This is a genomic window from Marisediminicola sp. LYQ134 (assembly GCF_046599635.1).
Taxonomy (GTDB): Bacteria; Actinomycetota; Actinomycetes; order Actinomycetales; family Microbacteriaceae; genus Marisediminicola.
Map to the genome: position 1 here is coordinate 1,024,022 of NZ_JBKIWP010000001.1, position 17,503 is coordinate 1,041,524.

Annotated in this window: 16 protein-coding genes; all 16 read right to left on the reverse strand. The window is 68.4% G+C overall.

Annotation, left to right across the window (positions count from 1 at the left end):
• Positions 1–36: 36 nt before the first annotated feature.
• The 16 genes from ACLHIH_RS04990 to ACLHIH_RS05065 all read right to left on the reverse strand — a co-directional run bounded on the left by ACLHIH_RS04990 (position 37) and on the right by ACLHIH_RS05065 (position 17,480).
• Entirely contained in the window at positions 37–957 is a 921-nt protein-coding gene (locus ACLHIH_RS04990) for an RluA family pseudouridine synthase (protein ID WP_411315595.1), read from the reverse strand.
• 4 nt (positions 958–961) lie between these two features.
• A complete protein-coding gene (lspA, locus tag ACLHIH_RS04995) occupies positions 962–1,570 on the reverse strand; it encodes a signal peptidase II (RefSeq protein ID WP_411315596.1) in 609 nt (202 codons plus the stop codon).
• Positions 1,560–2,261 carry a DivIVA domain-containing protein gene (locus ACLHIH_RS05000; RefSeq protein ID WP_411315597.1) on the reverse strand — a complete coding sequence of 234 codons (702 nt, stop codon included), beginning with the start codon at positions 2,259–2,261 and terminating at the stop codon, positions 1,560–1,562. The genes lspA and ACLHIH_RS05000 overlap by 11 nt, the downstream gene beginning before the upstream one ends.
• Before the next feature lie 135 nt (positions 2,262–2,396).
• On the reverse strand, positions 2,397–2,690 hold the full coding sequence (locus tag ACLHIH_RS05005) for a YggT family protein (protein WP_411315598.1): 294 nt from the start codon (positions 2,688–2,690) through the stop codon (positions 2,397–2,399).
• A gap of 57 nt (positions 2,691–2,747) precedes the next feature.
• The gene (locus ACLHIH_RS05010; protein WP_411315599.1) at positions 2,748–3,263 is read right to left on the reverse strand and encodes a cell division protein SepF; all 516 of its coding nucleotides are present in this window, start codon (positions 3,261–3,263) and stop codon (positions 2,748–2,750) included.
• A 33-nt stretch (positions 3,264–3,296) separates the two neighbouring features.
• On the reverse strand, positions 3,297–4,052 hold the full coding sequence (locus tag ACLHIH_RS05015; protein ID WP_411316318.1) for a YggS family pyridoxal phosphate-dependent enzyme: 756 nt from the start codon (positions 4,050–4,052) through the stop codon (positions 3,297–3,299).
• Positions 4,053–4,058: 6 nt separating this feature from the next.
• The gene (gene ftsZ / locus ACLHIH_RS05020; protein WP_411315600.1) at positions 4,059–5,228 is read right to left on the reverse strand and encodes a cell division protein FtsZ; all 1,170 of its coding nucleotides are present in this window, start codon (positions 5,226–5,228) and stop codon (positions 4,059–4,061) included.
• Positions 5,229–5,356: 128 nt separating this feature from the next.
• Positions 5,357–6,427, reverse strand: coding sequence for an FtsQ-type POTRA domain-containing protein (locus ACLHIH_RS05025; protein ID WP_411315601.1), 1,071 nt, complete (start codon positions 6,425–6,427; stop codon positions 5,357–5,359).
• On the reverse strand, positions 6,424–7,836 hold the full coding sequence (gene murC / locus ACLHIH_RS05030; RefSeq protein ID WP_411315602.1) for a UDP-N-acetylmuramate--L-alanine ligase: 1,413 nt from the start codon (positions 7,834–7,836) through the stop codon (positions 6,424–6,426). The genes ACLHIH_RS05025 and murC overlap by 4 nt, the downstream gene beginning before the upstream one ends.
• On the reverse strand, positions 7,833–8,924 hold the full coding sequence (locus ACLHIH_RS05035; protein WP_411315603.1) for a UDP-N-acetylglucosamine--N-acetylmuramyl-(pentapeptide) pyrophosphoryl-undecaprenol N-acetylglucosamine transferase: 1,092 nt from the start codon (positions 8,922–8,924) through the stop codon (positions 7,833–7,835). Before ACLHIH_RS05035 ends, murC begins: the two co-directional genes overlap by 4 nt.
• Complete coding sequence (ftsW, locus tag ACLHIH_RS05040; RefSeq protein WP_411315604.1) at positions 8,921–10,186, reverse strand: putative lipid II flippase FtsW; 1,266 nt, start codon at positions 10,184–10,186, stop codon at positions 8,921–8,923. Before ftsW ends, ACLHIH_RS05035 begins: the two co-directional genes overlap by 4 nt.
• The gene (gene murD, locus ACLHIH_RS05045; protein WP_411315605.1) at positions 10,143–11,663 is read right to left on the reverse strand and encodes a UDP-N-acetylmuramoyl-L-alanine--D-glutamate ligase; all 1,521 of its coding nucleotides are present in this window, start codon (positions 11,661–11,663) and stop codon (positions 10,143–10,145) included. The genes ftsW and murD overlap by 44 nt, the downstream gene beginning before the upstream one ends.
• Positions 11,660–12,763 carry a phospho-N-acetylmuramoyl-pentapeptide-transferase gene (mraY, locus tag ACLHIH_RS05050; protein ID WP_411315606.1) on the reverse strand — a complete coding sequence of 368 codons (1,104 nt, stop codon included), beginning with the start codon at positions 12,761–12,763 and terminating at the stop codon, positions 11,660–11,662. The genes murD and mraY overlap by 4 nt, the downstream gene beginning before the upstream one ends.
• Positions 12,760–14,184 carry a UDP-N-acetylmuramoyl-tripeptide--D-alanyl-D-alanine ligase gene (locus tag ACLHIH_RS05055; protein ID WP_411315607.1) on the reverse strand — a complete coding sequence of 475 codons (1,425 nt, stop codon included), beginning with the start codon at positions 14,182–14,184 and terminating at the stop codon, positions 12,760–12,762. Before ACLHIH_RS05055 ends, mraY begins: the two co-directional genes overlap by 4 nt.
• Positions 14,185–15,747 (reverse strand): Mur ligase family protein, encoded by a 1,563-nt coding sequence (locus ACLHIH_RS05060; protein ID WP_411315608.1) that lies wholly within the window; start codon positions 15,745–15,747, stop codon positions 14,185–14,187. It lies immediately after the preceding gene.
• On the reverse strand, positions 15,741–17,480 hold the full coding sequence (locus ACLHIH_RS05065) for a peptidoglycan D,D-transpeptidase FtsI family protein (RefSeq protein WP_411315609.1): 1,740 nt from the start codon (positions 17,478–17,480) through the stop codon (positions 15,741–15,743). The genes ACLHIH_RS05060 and ACLHIH_RS05065 overlap by 7 nt, the downstream gene beginning before the upstream one ends.
• Between the last annotated feature and the right edge of the window lie 23 nt (positions 17,481–17,503).

The window sequence follows — 17,503 nt, forward strand, 5'->3', positions numbered from 1 at the left end:
GCCGAGGTGGAAATCAGACTCAAGACTACGGGTCGATCAGTCCCCGCGGAGCACATCCAGAGCGTGCTGCAGATCGTGAGGATAGGTCGTGCGATAGGTCACGTCTTCGCCCGTCCCCGGGTGCCTGAACCCGAGTTCGAGGGCGTGCAGCCACTGGCGCGAGAGGCCCAGTCGTGCCGAGATCGTGGGGTCGGCGCCGTACATCGTGTCGCCCACGCACGGGTGCCGCTGGGCGGCCATGTGCACCCTGATCTGGTGGGTGCGCCCCGTCTCGAGGTGGATCTCGAGGAGCGACGCGCTCGGAAACGCCTCGATCGTCTCGTAGTGGGTGACGGAGTCCTTGCCGTCGCGAACGACCGCGAACTTCCAACTCGACCCGGGGTGCCTGCCGATCGGCGCGTCGATCGTGCCCGCGAGCGGATCGGGGTGCCCCTGCACGACGGCGTGGTAGATCTTCGAGACCTCGCGGTCGTGGAAGGCGCGCTTGAGTTCGGTGTAGGCGCGCTCGGACTTGGCCACGACCATGAGGCCGCTCGTGCCGGCGTCGAGGCGGTGCACGATCCCCGCGCGTTCGGCGGCACCCGACGTCGAGATGCGGAATCCGGCACCCGCGAGAGCACCGAGCACGGTCGGGCCCGTCCACCCGACCGAGGGGTGCGCAGCGACCCCGACGGGTTTGTCGATCACGACGATGTCGTCGTCGTCGTGGACGATCGCGAGATCCGGCACGACGACGGGTTCGATCACGGGGGCGTCTTTGACCTGCCAGGTCACCTCGAGCCAGCTGTCGGCGTGCAGCCGATCGGACTTGCCGAGTGTCACGCCGTCTGCGGTGACCCCTCCCGTCGCCGCGACCTCCGCTGCGAAGGTGCGCGAGAAGCCGAGGAGCTTGGCGAGTGCCGCGTCGACGCGCTCTCCACCGAGCCCCTCGGGCACCGGCATACTGCGGGACTCCATGTCTCTACCGGACCGTGGGGTCGTCGAGCGGGGCGCTACCCGCGGTGCCGTCGACCGAGTTCTCGGCAGCGGCGTCGCTCGCGCGCTCCGACTCCCTCACCCCGTCGAGGCCCGTGCCGCGCACGGTGAGGATGATGAAGAGCCCCATGCTCGAGACGATGAAGATGTCGGCGATGTTGAAGACGGCCGGAAAGTACGCCACCTGGATGAAGTCCACGACGTGCCCGAGTCCGATGCTCGGTTCTCGAACCAGACGGTCGGTGAGGTTGCCGACGGTTCCGCCGAGGAGCATTCCGAAGAGCACGGCCCAGCTCGTCGAGCGGATGCGCCTGGCGAGCACGATGATGATGACCGTGACGACCGACGCGGCGATCGAGAAGATCCACGTCGACCCGCTCGCGAGCGAGAACGCCGCTCCGGGGTTCTTGACGTAGACGAACTCGAGTGCCTCACCGAGGATCTGAACAGGCCGACCGAGCTCGAGATTCTCGACGACGAGATACTTCGATACCTGATCGCTCAGGTAGACGGCGACAGCGATCGACGCCAGGACGACAAGCGCCCTGACGTCGATCTTCGCCCGAGGAGTCGCCGCTCGCGACTCAGTTGCCACCGAAGGCCTGATTGCCGATGCCGGCGCTCGCGCCCGGCGTCGACGATGTCATGTCGCCACTCGACGAGTCGAGCTCGCGGAGCTGACCCTCGATGTAGCCCTTGAGCTTCTGGCGGTACTCGCGCTCGAAGGTGCGGAGACCCTCGATGCGACGCTCGACGACCGAACGCTCGGTCTCGAGGCGTGCCACGAGAGCCTTCTGCTCGGCTTGCGCGTCGCTCGCGATGCGCTCCGCCGACGCGCGACCCTCGGCGATGAGAGCGTCGCGCTTCTCGATTCCCTCTTTGACGTGCTCTTCGTGCAGCCGACGAGCGAGCTGCAGGAGGTTGTTGGTGTTGTTGGGGTCGAGCTCGGCGCTCGGCGCCGTGGTGGTCGGAGCCGGGGTCACGGCGACGGGGGCCGCGACGACCTCGGGGGTCGGCTCGGGCTCGGGCGTCGGCTCGGGCTCGGGAGCCGACTCTGGCTCGGGAGCTGTCTCGACGACCGCGGTGGGAGCGGGAGCGGCGGCGGAAGAGAGGTCGGAGCCTCCCGCGCTCACGCGCTGACGGAGCTCTTCGTTCTCCTGGCCGAGGCGACGCAGCTCGACGACGACCTCGTCGAGAAAGTCGTCGACCTCGTCCTGGTCGTAACCCTCACGGAATTTAGTCGGCTGGAAGCGTTTGTTGACGACGTCTTCGGGAGTCAGGGCCATAGTGTCACCTCAAGATTCTTGGACCGAGCGGTTTCGCACCGGGTTTCAACTGTGACCACGCTAGCAAACTCCTGACGACGACAGATCGCCATTCGCCCGCTCGCGCGCCGTCGATCTCGACGAACGCTGCAGCCCTCAGGCGAAGGCGCGCACGATGTACATGAGCACGATCACGCCGAGCATCACGATGCTCCACCCGAAGTCGAGCCCGATTCCCCCGAATCGCAGAGGGGGGATGATCTTGCGCACCGCCCGGATGGGGGGATCGGTGATGGTGAAGACGAACTCGGCGAGCACGAGCACGGTCCCGCGAGGCCTCCACGACCGCGCGAAGTTTCGCGCGAGATCGAGGATGAATCGCGCCCACATCGCGAAGAAGTAGAGCAGGAGTGCGTAGTACGCGACGGCGGCGATGAGGGAGACGATCACGAAACCGACGTTAGCCCATCACGTCGGGGCAGACGCTCCACGCGGGAGCTCGGCGGCTCAGTTCTGAGCGAAGAACGAGGCGTCGACCTCGGGCTCGGCGTCGGCCTGCTCGCCGCTCACGGCGATGTGCGCGGGCGACAGCAGGAAGACCTGCTTGGTCACGCGCTCGATCTTCCCGTAGAGACCCTGCGAGAGCCCGCTCGCGAAGTCGACGAGTCGCCGCGCTTCGGACTCGGTCATCTGCGAGAGGTTGATGATCACGGGGATGCCGTCGCGGAAGCTTTCGGCGATGATCTGAGCGTCTTTGTAGTGACGCGGGTGGACTGTGAGGATCTCATTCATTTCAGCGGGAGCCGCATTCTTCGTCGTCGTCGTCGTGGTTCGGCGCAGGGGGGTCACAGGGGCGCGACCGGCGTTCGCCGGCGCGGGAGTGGAGGCCGCGGCAGGCTGGTGCGCCGCGGGAGCCGCGGCAGGCTGCTGCTTGTTCTGCTGAGCGGCATCCTGCTCGTCATAGTCGAACTCTTCGTCCGCGAGGCCCAGATAGACCATGGTCTTGCGCAGCGGGTTCGCCATTTCGTTCCTCCTGTGGGGATCTTCGGTTCGACATTAACGCTCGGCCGGCCGGTTTCCCGTGATTGCCGACCCGACACGGAGGTGTGTCGCGCCCTCGAGGATCGCGTCACGGTAGTCGCCCGACATCCCCATCGAGATCGCGGTGGCCTGAGGGTGGTTCCGCACGACCGACTCCGAGATCTCCCGCACGCGCGCGAAGGCCCTGCGGGGGTCGACGCCGAGGGGCGCGACAGCCATGACTCCGCGCAGCGTGAGCCCGGGGGTCGCCGCGACACGGTCGGCGAATCGTTCGACGTCGACCTCGTCGACCCCGCCGCGCGCGGCATCGTCCGTGAGGTTGATCTGCACGAAACCGTCGATGAGGGTGGAGTCGGCGTCGAGGTCGCGAGCTCCGAGCGCGTCGATGACCGAGTCACGGTCGAGAGAGTGGATGGCGCGCACATACGCCGCCGCCTGGCGCGCCTTCTTGCTCTGGAGCTGCCCGACGAAGTGCCACTCGAGGTCGAGGTCGGCGAGCTCGGCGCTCTTCGCCTGGGCCTCCTGATGTCGATTCTCGCCGAAGGCGCGCTCGCCGAGCCCGTGCAAGCTCCGCACGAGAGAGGCAGGGTGGAACTTCGTGACGATCACGAGCGTGACATCGTCGGCGCCACGCTGGGCCTCCCGCGAGGCCTCGGCTATGCCCTCGCGGACGACCCGGAGGTTGTCCGCGAGGGCGGGCGTCGAGACCGAGCTCGACCCCGGGGAGGACGCGTCGTCGCCCGGTTCCGCGCCCGACGGCTGGTCGGCGATGGCGGGCTACTTCAAGAAGTCGGGAACGTCGAGGTCGTCCTCGTCGTCCGCGTCGAAGACGGGGTCGGGGGCCGCGGGAAGCGAGGCCTCGGGGCTCCACGACGACGCGACAGCCTGCGGCTGGTCACTCGCGGCAGGGGCGGCGCTCGTGATCCCACCGGAGACGACCGCGGCGGGGATGCTCGCATCGATGTGCGCGGCGCGACGCTCGGGCTTCTTCGCTTCGGGCTCGCCCCCGTCGAATCCGGCCGCGATCACGGTCACGCGCACCTCGTCACCGAGAGTGTCGTCGATGACGGCACCGAAGATGATGTTGGCCTCGGGGTGCACGGCCTCCTGCACGAGTCGAGCCGCGTCGTTGATCTCGAAGATGCCGAGATTCGATCCGCCCTGGATCGAGAGCAGCACCCCGTGAGCCCCGTCGATGCTCGCTTCGAGGAGCGGCGATGCGACAGCGAGCTCTGAGGCCTTGATTGCGCGGTCCGCGCCCCGAGCCGAGCCGATGCCCATGAGGGCCGAGCCCGCCCCCTGCATGACCGACTTGACGTCGGCGAAGTCGAGGTTGATGAGACCGGGGGTTGTGATGAGGTCGGTGATGCCCTGCACACCGGCGAGGAGAACCTGGTCGGCCGTCGCGAACGCCTCGAGGAAGCTGATGCCCCGGTCGCTGATCTCGAGCAGTCGGTCGTTGGGAACGACGATGAGAGTGTCGACCTCGCTCTTGAGGGCCGTGACACCGATCTCGGCCTGTGCCGCGCGACGCTTTCCTTCGAAGCCGAAGGGCCGGGTCACGACTCCGATGGTGAGGGCACCGATCGACTTCGCGATCCTCGCGACGACGGGGGCGCCTCCGGTTCCCGTGCCGCCACCCTCGCCCGCGGTGACGAAGACCATGTCGGCACCCGCGAGCGCCTCCTCGATCTCTTCGGCGTGGTCCTCCGCCGCGCGACGACCGACCTCGGGGTCGGCGCCGGCGCCGAGCCCCCGGGTGAGCTCGCGACCGACGTCGAGCTTCACGTCGGCATCACTCATGAGGAGCGCTTGCGCGTCGGTGTTGATCGCGATGAACTCGACCCCTCGGAGGCCCAGTTCGATCATCCGATTGACCGCGTTCACCCCGCCGCCGCCGATGCCGACGACTTTGATGACCGCTAGGTAATTTTGGTTTGAGCTCACGTCGGCCTCCGCTGGTAACCGTCAACCTCTACTAGAGGCTTAAAGTTATACTTGGTATATGTTTTCCTGACCCGAGGCTACGGGCGGCATCACGGCAGTCGAGGAGGCCGACCCGCGTGTCGCGATTGTCACGGCGTGATGCTGCCCTGGCCCTCCGCCGAGACGTTGTACTCCGAGGCGTCGGGGTAATTCGCGACGAGGACCTCGAGCAAGCGAGCCTTGTATGCCGAGTTGTCGGAGTCGCCCCACATGATGCGGCCCCCGGTCGAGACGAGCGAGAGCTCGACATCGTCCCGTGACTCGGCCGCGACCGTGTCGACCTGATCGAGCACCGACTCGGGGAGCGCGAGCAGCACCTCGACCGCGGCCGCGAACCCCTCACCGTCGACCTCGTCTTCGCTCGCATCGAGCAGCGGGAAACCGGGGATGCGCGCCTCCGAGCGCTCGATGACGATGCCCGCGGGGTCGACGAGCGCGAATCCCGACGAGGTCGTGACCGACCCGATCGGCTCGCGCTCCACGATGTGCACGACGATCGTGTCGGGAGGAATCGTCTCGGTCACGTAGCTGCGGATGAGGGGGAACACCCCGAGCTCGTCGGTCATCCTGTCGAAGTCCACGAGAGCGAGCGGGGTCTCGAGTTGACCGTCGATCGCCTCGCGCACGGCCGCCGCGTCGAGACGCGAGGTGCCCTCGACCTCGATCGTCTTGAGAGCGAGCAGGGGCGAATAGACGGCGACCGCGACGAGAGCGACCATGACGACCGTGATCCCGGCCGTCGTCGCCCACGCGATCTTGCGCCGACGCGATCGCCGCGTGAACCGGCGCACTTCGCCGCGCTCGAACCGTCGCCGCTCGCGGGCGGCACGCCTCGCCATCCGGGCCGCGTGGCGATCATCCGGTGCTGCGGGCGCCGAGGCGGACCGCGCGCGCTCCCCCGCGCGCATGCGCTTGCGGATCGCGGCCGCCGTGACGGCGGCGATCGACGGATCCCGTTCGGGGGCGGGGGCAGGACTCGAAGCCGCGGGCGAACTCGACCCCGACGCCGAGGTCGACGCCGACACCGAGGCCGACGCCGCCCGATCGTCGTCGCGGCTGCCCGCACGACCGCGCGAGGTTCCCCGACGCGCGGCCGGACGCCCCGACGGTGCATCCGGTTCGGGCGACCGTCGGGGGTCGAACCCTTCCGGTCGCTTCATCGGAGCGCGCTCGACGCCTGCGCCCGCTCGAGTTCGGCGAGGAGCGTCGGAATGATCAGGTAGATGTCACCGCCACCCATGGGGATGACGAAGTCTCCGGGGCGGGCGATCGCGGCGGCGGTGCGCGACGCCTCCGTCCAGTCGTCGATGTAGCGCGCGCGAGAGGCGTCGGCGAACCTCTCGGTGATGAGCTCCCCCGTCACCCCCGGCTCGGGGTCTTGGCGCGCGCCGTACACGGGGACGACGATCGTCTCGTCCGCGAGCGACTCGAGCACATCGGCGAACTCCTGGGCGAGCATCCGTGTGCGACTGAAGAGGTGCGGCTGGAAGATCGGGATGAGTCGACCCGGCCCCACGGCATCGCGAGCGGCGGAGAGGGCGGCGCGGATCTCGGTCGGGTGGTGGGCGAAGTCGTCGAACACGCGCACTCCTCCGACATCTCCGCGCGGCTCGAAGCGACGTTCCGTGCCCGCGAAGGTCGCGACGGCGTCGGCCGCGGCGCGCGCGTCGACACCGAGGCCGATGAGCACCGTCACGGCTCCCGCCGCGTTGAGCACGTTGTGCACGCCGGGTACGGCGAGGGCGACCCGGTGCGAGACACCGGCGTGGACCAGGGTGAACGACGCCGTCGGTCCGAGGTCGAGGTCGGTGACGCGCACATCCGCGTCGTCGGCTCGACCGAACGTCATGACTCTCGGGGCGGTGATGCGCGAGAGGATCCGGCTCGCCCCGGGGTCGTCGCTCGAGATGACGACGAGCTCGCGCGCCTTCGACGCGAAGTGCACGAAGGCGTCGAGGAACGCCTCTTCGCTGCCGAAGTGGTCGAGGTGGTCGGGGTCGACGTTGGTGATGAGGGCGATCGCGGTGTCGTAGAGCGAGAACGATCCGTCGGACTCGTCTGCTTCGACGACGAACACGTCGTCGGTTCCCGCGGCGGAGCTGACCCCGAGCGAGCGGATGATCCCCCCGTTGACGAAACTCGGTGACCGATCGAGGGCGAGGAGCCCCTCGATGACCATCCCCGTCGAGGTGGTCTTGCCGTGCGCCCCCGCCACCGCCACGAGCCGGGTGCCGCTCGAGAGCCACGCGAGGGCGACCGCGCGATGCACCACGGGGAGTCCCGCCGCCTTGGCCGCGAGGTACTCGGGGTTGTCTTCGGCGATCGCACCCGTGACGACGACGGTGTCGGCGCCGTCGACAGCGCGCGCGTCGTGCCCGATCGTGATGGTGATGCCCTCGTCGCGCAGCGCCGCGACGATCGCGGTGTCGCGGATGTCCGAGCCGGTCACCGTGTGGCCGGCCGACGCGAAGAGACTCGCGATGCCGCTCATCCCCGCGCCACCGATGCCGACGAAGTGCACCGTGCCCGGCTCGGAGGGCATCGTCTGGGCGAAATCGGTCTTGATCACGACGGCAACGCTACCTCTCCACTCACGGCGTCATCGATGAGTGCGATGAGCCGGTCGGTGCCGTCGCGCGTGCCGACGACGCTCGCGTGGGCGGCCATCGACGCGAGCGCGGCGCGGTCGGCGAGCAGCCGGGTCAAGCGGTCGGTGACCCACTCGGGCGTGAAGTCGGCGTCGTCGACGATGAGGGCGGCCGACCCGTCGACCGCGGACTTCGCATTGAGCCGCTGTTCCCCGTTGCCGATGGCAAGGGGCACGTAGACCGCGGGTATCCCGAGGGCGCTCACCTCGCTCACGGTCGACGAGCCGGCTCGCGCGAGAATGAGATCGGCCGCTGAGAGGGCGAGATCCATGCGGTCGCAATAGGGCACGACGTGATAGCCGGCGAGAGCCGGGTAGTCGATCTCGCTTCGCGTGCCCGTGATGTGCAGCACTTGCCAGCCCGCCCCGAGCACGACCGAGACGGAGGTCGCGATCGTCGTGTTGATCGCGCGGGCCCCGAGCGAGCCGCCGGTCACGAGGAGCGTCGGTTTCTGGGGGTCGAGACCGAACTCGGTCATCGCGTCGGCCTTCGCGGCGCGCCGGTCGAGCCTCTCGATCTCGGGGCGCAACGGCATTCCGACGGTGCGAGCGCGGCGCAATCGCGTTCCCGCGAACGCCACACCGACGTGCGGTGTGAGCGCCGCACCGAGCCTGTTGGCGATACCCGGTCGAGCGTTCGCCTCGTGCACGACGATCGCGACCCTCTCGAGGCGTGCCGCGAGGTAGGCGGGCGCGGAGACGTATCCGCCGAACCCCACGACGACGTCGATGCGGTGTTCGACGAGGAGGGCGCGGATGTGCGCGACGAGCGCGCGGAATCGCGTCGGAAAACGCAGCGCCGCGACACCGGGTCGGCGGGGGAACGGCAACCTCTCGACGACGACGAGCTCGTGACCGCGCGCGGGGACGAGCCGCGCCTCGAGACCCTCGGCGGTGCCGAGAACCCTGATGACGGCGTCGGGGTCGCGCTCGCGCAGACGATCTGCGACGGCGAGCAACGGGTTGACGTGACCGGCGGTACCGCCGCCGGCGAGCAGGTAGCGCGTCATCGCGATGCGACTCCGGCGCGAGCGGCGTCAGGCTGGCGAGCGAACGAGAGCACGATTCCGATCGCGAGCATCGACGACACGAGAGCGGTCCCTCCCGCGGAGATGAGGGGAAGCGGAACACCGAGCACGGGGAGCACCCCGAGGACGACACCGATGTTCACGAAAGCCTGACCGATGATCCAGACCATGACGGCGCTCACGGCGATGCGCGCGAAAGGATCGCTGTTCGCCCGGATGATGCGGATGAACGCGACCGCGAGCACTGCGAAGAGCACGAGCACCGTCACCGCTCCGAGCAACCCGAGCTCTTCGCCGATTATCGCGAAGATGAAGTCGTTGTCCGCGGCGGGCAGCCACGACCACTTGGCTTTCGAGTTGCCGAGACCGACGCCGAACACTCCACCGGCGGCGAGGGCCCACCAGCCGTGCACCGTCTGCCAGCAGAGCGACGCGTAGTCGCTCGCCGAACTGCACTGCTCCATCCACACGCTGATGCGGTCGCTCCGCGAATTGCTCGACAACCCCACGAGCGGAACGGCGACGGCGATGAACACGAGCGGTATCGCGAGGAACCTCAGCTTCACTCCCGCGAAGAAGAGCGCGCCGAACACGATGAGCATGATGATGATGCCCGTGCCGAGGTCGCCACCGAAGAGCACGAGACCGACGGCCGCACCGGCGACGGGAACGATGGGCCACGCGAGCTGGCGCAGGTCGTGCAGCCGGTCGGCCTTGAGGGAGAGGATCCACGCGAGCCAGATGACGAGAGCGACCTTGGTGACCTCCGACGGCTGGAGGGAGATGCTGTCGCTGAGCCTCAACCAGTTGCGGTTTCCTCCGATCGACACACCGAGGGGTGTCGCGACGACGAGCAACTGGAGGGTGATGCTCCCGAGGATGAGCACGGGCGCCCACCGTTTCCAGAACGTCGCGGGCATGCGTGACGCGATGAGCATGATCGGCAGTCCGATGAGCGCGAAGAGGCTCTGCCGGGCGAATCCCGAGAAGAAGTCGGCGGACTGGGTGTACGACGTCACCGACGACGACGAGAGCACCATGACGAGTCCGAAGACGATGAGGAAGAGCGTCGTGCCGAGGAGGAGGAAGAAGTTTCCCGTCTCTGCGGCGAAGATCTTTTTGACGGCGACGATCGCGGCCGGTCCCGGGGATGCCGCGCGATCTCGAGTCGACGATGTGCCCGTCGGGGTGGTCTCGCTGTCAGAGCCGGGGCGACGGCTGTCGCGAGGGATGCTGGTCGTCATCCGGCCGATCTCCCAACATGTCGTGCACTGCGGTGGTGAAGCGTCTGCCGCGATCGGCGTAGTCCTCGAACTGATCCATGGATGCGGCCGCCGGGGCGAGGAGCACGACGTCTCCGTGTCGAGCGACCGCGGCCGCCGACCTCACGGCCGTCGGCATCACGTGTTCAGTGTCGGTCTCCTCGACCTCGATGAGAGGGAGAAGGGGCGCGTGTCGCTGGAATGCCGAGACGACTTCGTCGCGGTGGGCACCGATCACGACGACGGCGGCGAGGTTGTCCCGCTTCTCGGCGACGAACTCATCGACGTCGACCCCTTTGAAGAGACCCCCGACGATCCAGACGACCGACTCGAACGCCGAGACGGATGCCGCGGCAGCGTGCGGGTTCGTGGCCTTCGAGTCGTCGACCCACGTGACCCCGTCGCGCTCGGCCACGACCTCGGTGCGGTGGTGGTCGACGGTGAAGCCCGCGATCGCCGTGCGGATCGCCTCGGGCAGCACCCCCGTCGACCGGGCGAGTGCCGCGGCGGCGAGGGTGTTCGCGACGAGATGCGTCGCGCCGAGCCCCGCGGCATCCATCTGCTCGAGGGTCGCGATCTCGAGGGCCGACGTGAAGCGATCGTCGAGGAAGGCCCGGTCGCACAGGATGTCGTCGACGATGCCGAAATCGCTCGGCCCCGGCACTCCGAGACCGAACCCGATCGCTCGACAGCCCTCGACGACCTCGGCCTCTTCGACCATCGTGCGCGTGCGCTCGTCGTCGCGGTTGTAGACGCACGCCGAGACGGTGCGCTTGTAGACCTTGGCTTTCGCGGCGAAGTAGGCCGCTTCGGAGCCGTGCCAGTCGAGGTGGTCGGCCGCGATGTTGAGGCACACGCTCGCCCAGGGCGAGAGGGTCTCGGCGTAGTGGAGTTGGAAGCTCGAGAGTTCGACGACGAGCACCTCGAAGCCGATGGGGTCGCGCACGGCGTCGAGCACGGGAACCCCGATGTTGCCGCACGCGAGGGCTCGGCGACCACCGGCGAGCAGCATCGCCTCGGTGAGCGCGGCCGTCGTGGTCTTACCGTTGGTGCCTGTCACGAGCAACCACTGCGCGGGCGTGCCGGTCTTGTCGCGAACGCGCCACGCGAGCTCGACGTCACCCCACACGGGGATCCCCGCGGTCGAGACCGCCGACACCACGGGGTGACTCGGGGCGAAGCCCGGCGAGACGACGACGAGCTCGGCATCCGATTCGGCGACAAGGCGCACACCGTCGACGGCGAGGTCGGCCACGACGAGTCGGGCTCCGATGACGTCGAGCAGCTCGGCGCGCTCGGGGTCCGCCGCGCCCGCGAACACCGTGACCGCTGCCCCAAGCTCGACGAGGGTGTCGGCGACCGAGAACCCCGTGACGCCGAGGCCGAGAACCGCGACGCGCAGCCCGCGCCAATCGTCGTGCCAGCTCGAGAGCGCACGGATGTCGTCGATCGTCCTCATGGCGTGCTGTAGAGCCATTCGGCGTAGAAAAGCCCCACACCGCTCGCGACGAAGAGGCCGGAGATGATCCAGAACCGCACGACGATCGTGACTTCCGCCCAACCCTTCATCTCGAAGTGGTGGTGGAGCGGGCTCGCGCGCCAGATGCGCTTGCCTCGCGTCGCCTTGAAGTAGATGCGCTGCACGATGACCTGACCCGTGATGACGAGGAAGAGGCCGCCGATGAGGATGAGCAGCAGTTCGGTTCGCGTGAGGATCGCAAGTGCCGCGAGGGCTCCTCCGATCGCGAACGAGCCGGTGTCGCCCATCATGATCTGCGCGGGCGACGTGTTCCACCACAGGAACCCGATGAGAGCGCCGACGATCGACGCCGCGATCGTCGCGAGGTCGAGCGGGTACGACACCGTGTAGCACTTGTAGAAGTTCTCGGCGGACTCGGCGAGGAACGTGCACGACTGCTGCGCCTGCCAGAACCCGACGATGATGTACGAGCCGATCGCGAAGGCGGCCGATCCCGCGGCGAGGCCGTCGAGACCGTCGGCGAGGTTGACGGCGTTCGACACGCTCGTCGTGATGAGCACGATCCAGCCGACGAAGAGCACGAGCCCGAGGCCGCTACCGAAGATGACGATGAAGTCGAAGGGCAGGTCACGGAGGAACGACACCGCGGTCGACGCGGGGGTGAGTCCGTTCGGGTCTTCGTAGGTGATGGAGAGGATCGCGAAGACGCTCCCGACGATCACCGTTCCAAGGATCTTGAGGGGGCCGCTCAACCCCATGCTGTTCTTGAGCCGCACCTTGAGCAAGTCGTCGACGAACCCGATGAGTCCGAGCCCGACCATCATGAGGATGACGAGCAGTCCCGAGCCCGAGGGGCGCTGCTGGCCGGCGAACTGCCCGACGAAATAGCCGAGCACCGACGCCGTGATGAACACGACGCCACCCATCGAGGGCGTACCGCGCTTGACGACGTGGGTCGTGGGGGTGTCCGCGCGCACGAACTGACCGAGGTTGAGTCTGCGGAACGCGCGAGCGAAGAGCGGGGTCAGCAGGAGCGTGAACACCATCGAGAACGCCGCGGAGGTGAGGAGCGCGATCATCCGTCGACTCCCGCGAGCCGGTCGCCGAGGAATCGCAGTCCCGCCGACTTCGACGACTTGACGAGCACGACGTCACCCTCGCCGAGAGTCGGCTCGACGAGCGCGAATGCCTCGTCGGCCGTCTCGACGTTGACGGATTCGCCGTCCCACGACCCCTCGAGGCCCGCCGCACTGTGGATGATGCGCGCGGCGGATCCGACGACGACGAGCCGCGCGATGTTGAGGCGCACGACGAGGCGCCCGATGCGATCGTGCTCTTCGCGCGCGAACTCGCCGAGCTCGGCCATCTCGCCGAGGATCGCCGTCGACCGGCCTCCGCCCCGCGTGATCTGGGCGAGCGTCTTGAGTGCGGCGGCCGTCGAGTCGGGGCTCGCGTTGTAGGCGTCGTTGATGATCGTGGCACCGTCGGGGCGGCGCAGCAGCTCCATGCGCCAGCGTTCGGCACGCTCGAGGGATTCGATCGCGTCGATGGCGTCGTCGAGGTCGAGGCCGAGCTCTCGGGCCACGGTGAAGGCGGCCGTCGCGTTCATGGCGTGGTGCTCGCCGAGTATGCGCATCGACACCGTCCGCTCGCGGTCCTCGACGGTCACGGCGAACACGGTGCCGGTCGCCGTGGCCTCCACGTCGCCGATGCGGATGTCTGCGCTGTCGTCGAGACCGAAGGTCACGACCCGCGCCTCGGTGAGGTCGGCCATCGCGGCGACGCGGTCGTCGTCGGCGTTGAGGATCGCGACGGACGTCGACGGGAGCGACGTGACGATCTCGGCCTTCGCGCGAGCGGTCGCCTCGATGCCGCCGAACTCCCCCGCGTGGGCGAGCCCGACCTTGAGCACGACCGAGATGTCGGGAGTGGCGATGTCGACGAGGCGAGCGATCTGCCCCGCGCCCGCCGCCCCCATCTCCACGACGAGGAACCGGGTCGACTCGTCGACGCCGAGCATCGACAGGGGCGCGCCGACGTGGTTGTTGAACGAGCCCTGCGGTGCGACGGTCGGGCCGACGCGATCGAGGATCGCGCGCAGCATGTTCTTGGTCGTCGTCTTGCCGTTCGACCCCGTGATCGCGACGACGCGGAGGTGGCCGGCCTCCCTCACCGACGCGACGACGCGGCGCGCGAGCCGCGCGAGGCCCGCGAGGGTGTCGTCGACGACGATCTGGGCGACGCCCGCGCCCGCGCCTCCGTCGATCTCCAGGCGCCGATCGACGACGAGGACCGCGGCACCGTTCGCGACGGCGGCGTGCGCGAAGTCGTGTCCGTCGGCGGTGTCACCGTGCAGGGCGAAGAAGATCCCGCCGGGCTGCACGATGCGGGAGTCGGTGTCCACACGACCCGAGACGGCGTCGTCGGCACGGCGTGACGAGTCCAGAACGAGGTCACCGTCGAGCATGTCGGCGAGGCCCGCGAGAGTCGTGGCGATCATCTACGACCAGCCCGCTTCGCGCAGGGCGTCGCGTGCCTCGGCACGAGCCGAATACGGAGTGCGCTCACCGCGGATGTCGCGGTAGTCCTGGTGCCCCGGGCCCGCCCAGAGAATCGAATCGCCCTCTTTCGCGAGCCCGACTGCGACCCGGATGGCGCGCTCGGGCGGGCTCACCTCGTGCAGTTCCGCCGGGTCGCTCGCGAGCGCGGCCCCCTCGACGAGGGTCGCCCTGATGGAGGCGGGGTCTTCGAAGCGCGGGTGGTGATCGGTGATGACGAGGATGTCGGAGCCCTCGGACGCGACCCGACCCATGTCGTGACGCTTGGTCGCGTCGCGGTCTCCGTCGGCACCGAAGACCATGATGACCTTGCCGTCGGTGAACTTGCGCACGGCCGCGAGGGTGTTGACGAAGGCGTCGGGGCTGTGGCCGAAGTCCACGTAGACCGACGGACCACGATCGCCGGAGACCCGTTCGGTCCGCCCGGGGAGGTAGGCCTGGATGCCGCCGTCACCGAGAGCGTGTCCGATGGCCTCGAGCTCGAAACCGGCCTCGACGAGCATGACGATCGCGAGCCCCGCGTTGGCGGCCATGTGCCACCCGATGAGTGGCACGCGCGTCGTGATGGAGCGATTCTCCGGGCCCGTGAGCGTGAACTCGGTGTAGGCCGGCGTCTCGTCGACGATCGTCAGATTCCACTCCCCCGTGATGCCGGGCGTCGCCGAGACCGTCGTCACGGGGATGTGCGAGTGGTCGACGATGCGAGCACCGTAGGGGGTGTCGAGAGAGACGACGCCGCGCTTGCCGCGATCGTTGTCGAAGAAGAGGGCTTTCGCCGCGAGGTACTCGTCCATGTCGGCGTAGTCGTCGAGGTGGTCGTGGCTGAGGTTCGTGAACCCGACGACGTCGAAGACGATGCCGTCGACGCGATTGGCGGTCAGCGCTTGCGCACTCACCTCGACGGCGACCGCGCGCACCTCGCTCTCCCGCATGCGGGCGAGGAGCGCGTGCATCTCGCTCGCCTCGGGGGTCGTGAGCCTGCTGACGACGGTGAGATCGCCGATGTGACGCTCGGCGGTCGACGAGAGTCCCGTCACGAGACCGAGCTGCTTGAGGATGCCCTCGAGGATGTACGCGGTCGAGGTCTTGCCGTTGGTGCCCGTGATGCCGAGCAGGAGCGGCGGGTACTCCGTCGTCCGGTACACCCACGCCGACACGTCGCCGAGGGCCGTGCGGGGGGATTCCACGAGAACGATCGGCAGCCCGCTGTCGCGCGCGAGCTCGGCACCCTCGGCGTCGGTGAGCATCGCGACCGCGCCGGCCTCGACCGCTTGGGTGGCGAACGCCGCACCGTGGTTGTGCGCGCCGCGTACGCCGACGTAGAGATCGCCCGGTTGCACCTCGGTCGTGCGGAGGGTGACACCCGTCACCTCGACTCCGTCGAGCGAGCCGACGTGCTCGAGCCCGAACTCGTCGACGAGGCCGACGAGGGATCGCGCCGACGGGTGTTCGGGTCGCAGAACCGGGGGTGTCCGGTCGTTCACGGGCGTCTCATTTCTCACCATGTCGTCGGCATAGAGGGTGCGGGTGTCGACGAGGGGGTGACACGGTACGTCTTGAGCACCTGCGTCATGATCTTCTGGAAGGTCGGCGCCGCGGCTGCCGACGTCCTTATGGTACTTGGCTTCACGAACGTCACGATCACCGCGTACTTCGGATCCTCGGCCGGCGCGAGCCCCGCGACGGAGACCACGCGGTCGCTCGTGTAGACGCCCCCGGCGGCGACCTCGGCGGTTCCACTCTTCGCGGCGACCCGGTATCCGGGTATCTGGAGTTGGGCGGCGAGTCCGCCGGTATTGGCCACGGACTCCATCATCGCGACGCTCGTGTCTGCTGCGGCCTCCGACACGACGCGGGTCTCCTCGGTGGAGGGCTCGTCGGTCATGGTGCCGTCGGGCAGCTCGCACCCTGTCACGAGAGTCAGAGGCTTGCGCACTCCCCCGTTGCCGAGGGTCTGGTAGATGCTCGCCATCTGCGCACCCGTGACCGAGACACCCTGGCCGAACGACACGTTGTACTTGGTCTGGTCGTCCCACGTCTCGGAGAGCAGCCCCGCGGATTCGCCCTGGAAATCGACCTCGGTCTTGCTCCCGATGCCGAACGCGCGCATGTAGTCGTAGCGGTCCGAGTTCGAGACCCGGGTCGCCAGTTGGGAGATGCCGACGTTCGACGACTGCTCGATGACGCCCGTGAGCGTCAGCTGCAGATCGGCGTGGGGCGCGGCATCCGCGATCCGGTTGCCCTCCGGCGAGAACCAGACGGCCGGCACCGAGACCTGGGTCATCGGGTCGGCGACGCCCTTGTCGATGAGCATCGCGGCGGTCATCGGCTTGAAGGTCGACCCCGGCTCGTACGGCGTCGTGAACGCGAGTGACCCGAGGTTCGTGACGGGCGTGCCGTCGACGTTGTTGGGATCGACGGACGGCCAGTCGGCGAGGGCACGGATCTCGCCCGTGGCGACCTCCACGACGCTCGCGCTCGCCGACTCGGCTCCGATCGCGAGGGCTTGCTCGGCGATCGTCTGTTGCACGGTCCACTGCAGGTCGTAGTCGATCGTCGTGTGCAGGGTTCCCCCGTCGACGGCCTCCTGGGTCGTGACGGTGCTGCCGGGAAGACGGATGCCGTCGGCCCCGCGCTCGTACGTCGACGACCCGTCTTCGCTCGCGATGCACGAGTCTTCGGTGCGCTCGAGGCCGTTCTGCGGCCCGTCGGTCCCCACGAATCCCACGAGGTTGCCCCCGACGGATCCTCCCGGGTAGATGCGAGCGGGTCGCTGTCGCGGGTAGATGCCGGGGATGCCGAGCTCTCGGATCTCGCGCATGGTCTCGGTCGGAACCTCTTGGATCACGTACTCGAAATCCGACTCGGGGTTGTCGGTGAATGCGGCGAGGACTTCGGCCTTCTTCTGGCCGGTGATGCGGGCGACCTCCGCCGCGGCCTCCTCGAGTGTCACCTCGGTCTCGACGCCCTCGTCGTCGACTCGCGTGAAGGTCGCGGGAATGGTCTTCGGCGACACGGTGATGTCGTATCGCATGACGCTCCCGGCGAGCACGTTGCCGTCCTTGTCGACGATGTCGCCTCGCGCCGCGTAGGTCGTCTGCGCGACCGCTCGCCTGTCCATGGAGTTCGCGTTGAGCTCGTCGGCTCGCACGACCTGGATGTCGACGAGGCGGACGACGAAGACACCGATGACGGCGACGACGGTGATGATGGCGACGGCGAGCCGACGCCGGGTCATTCGTGGAACATTCACGCGTGTGC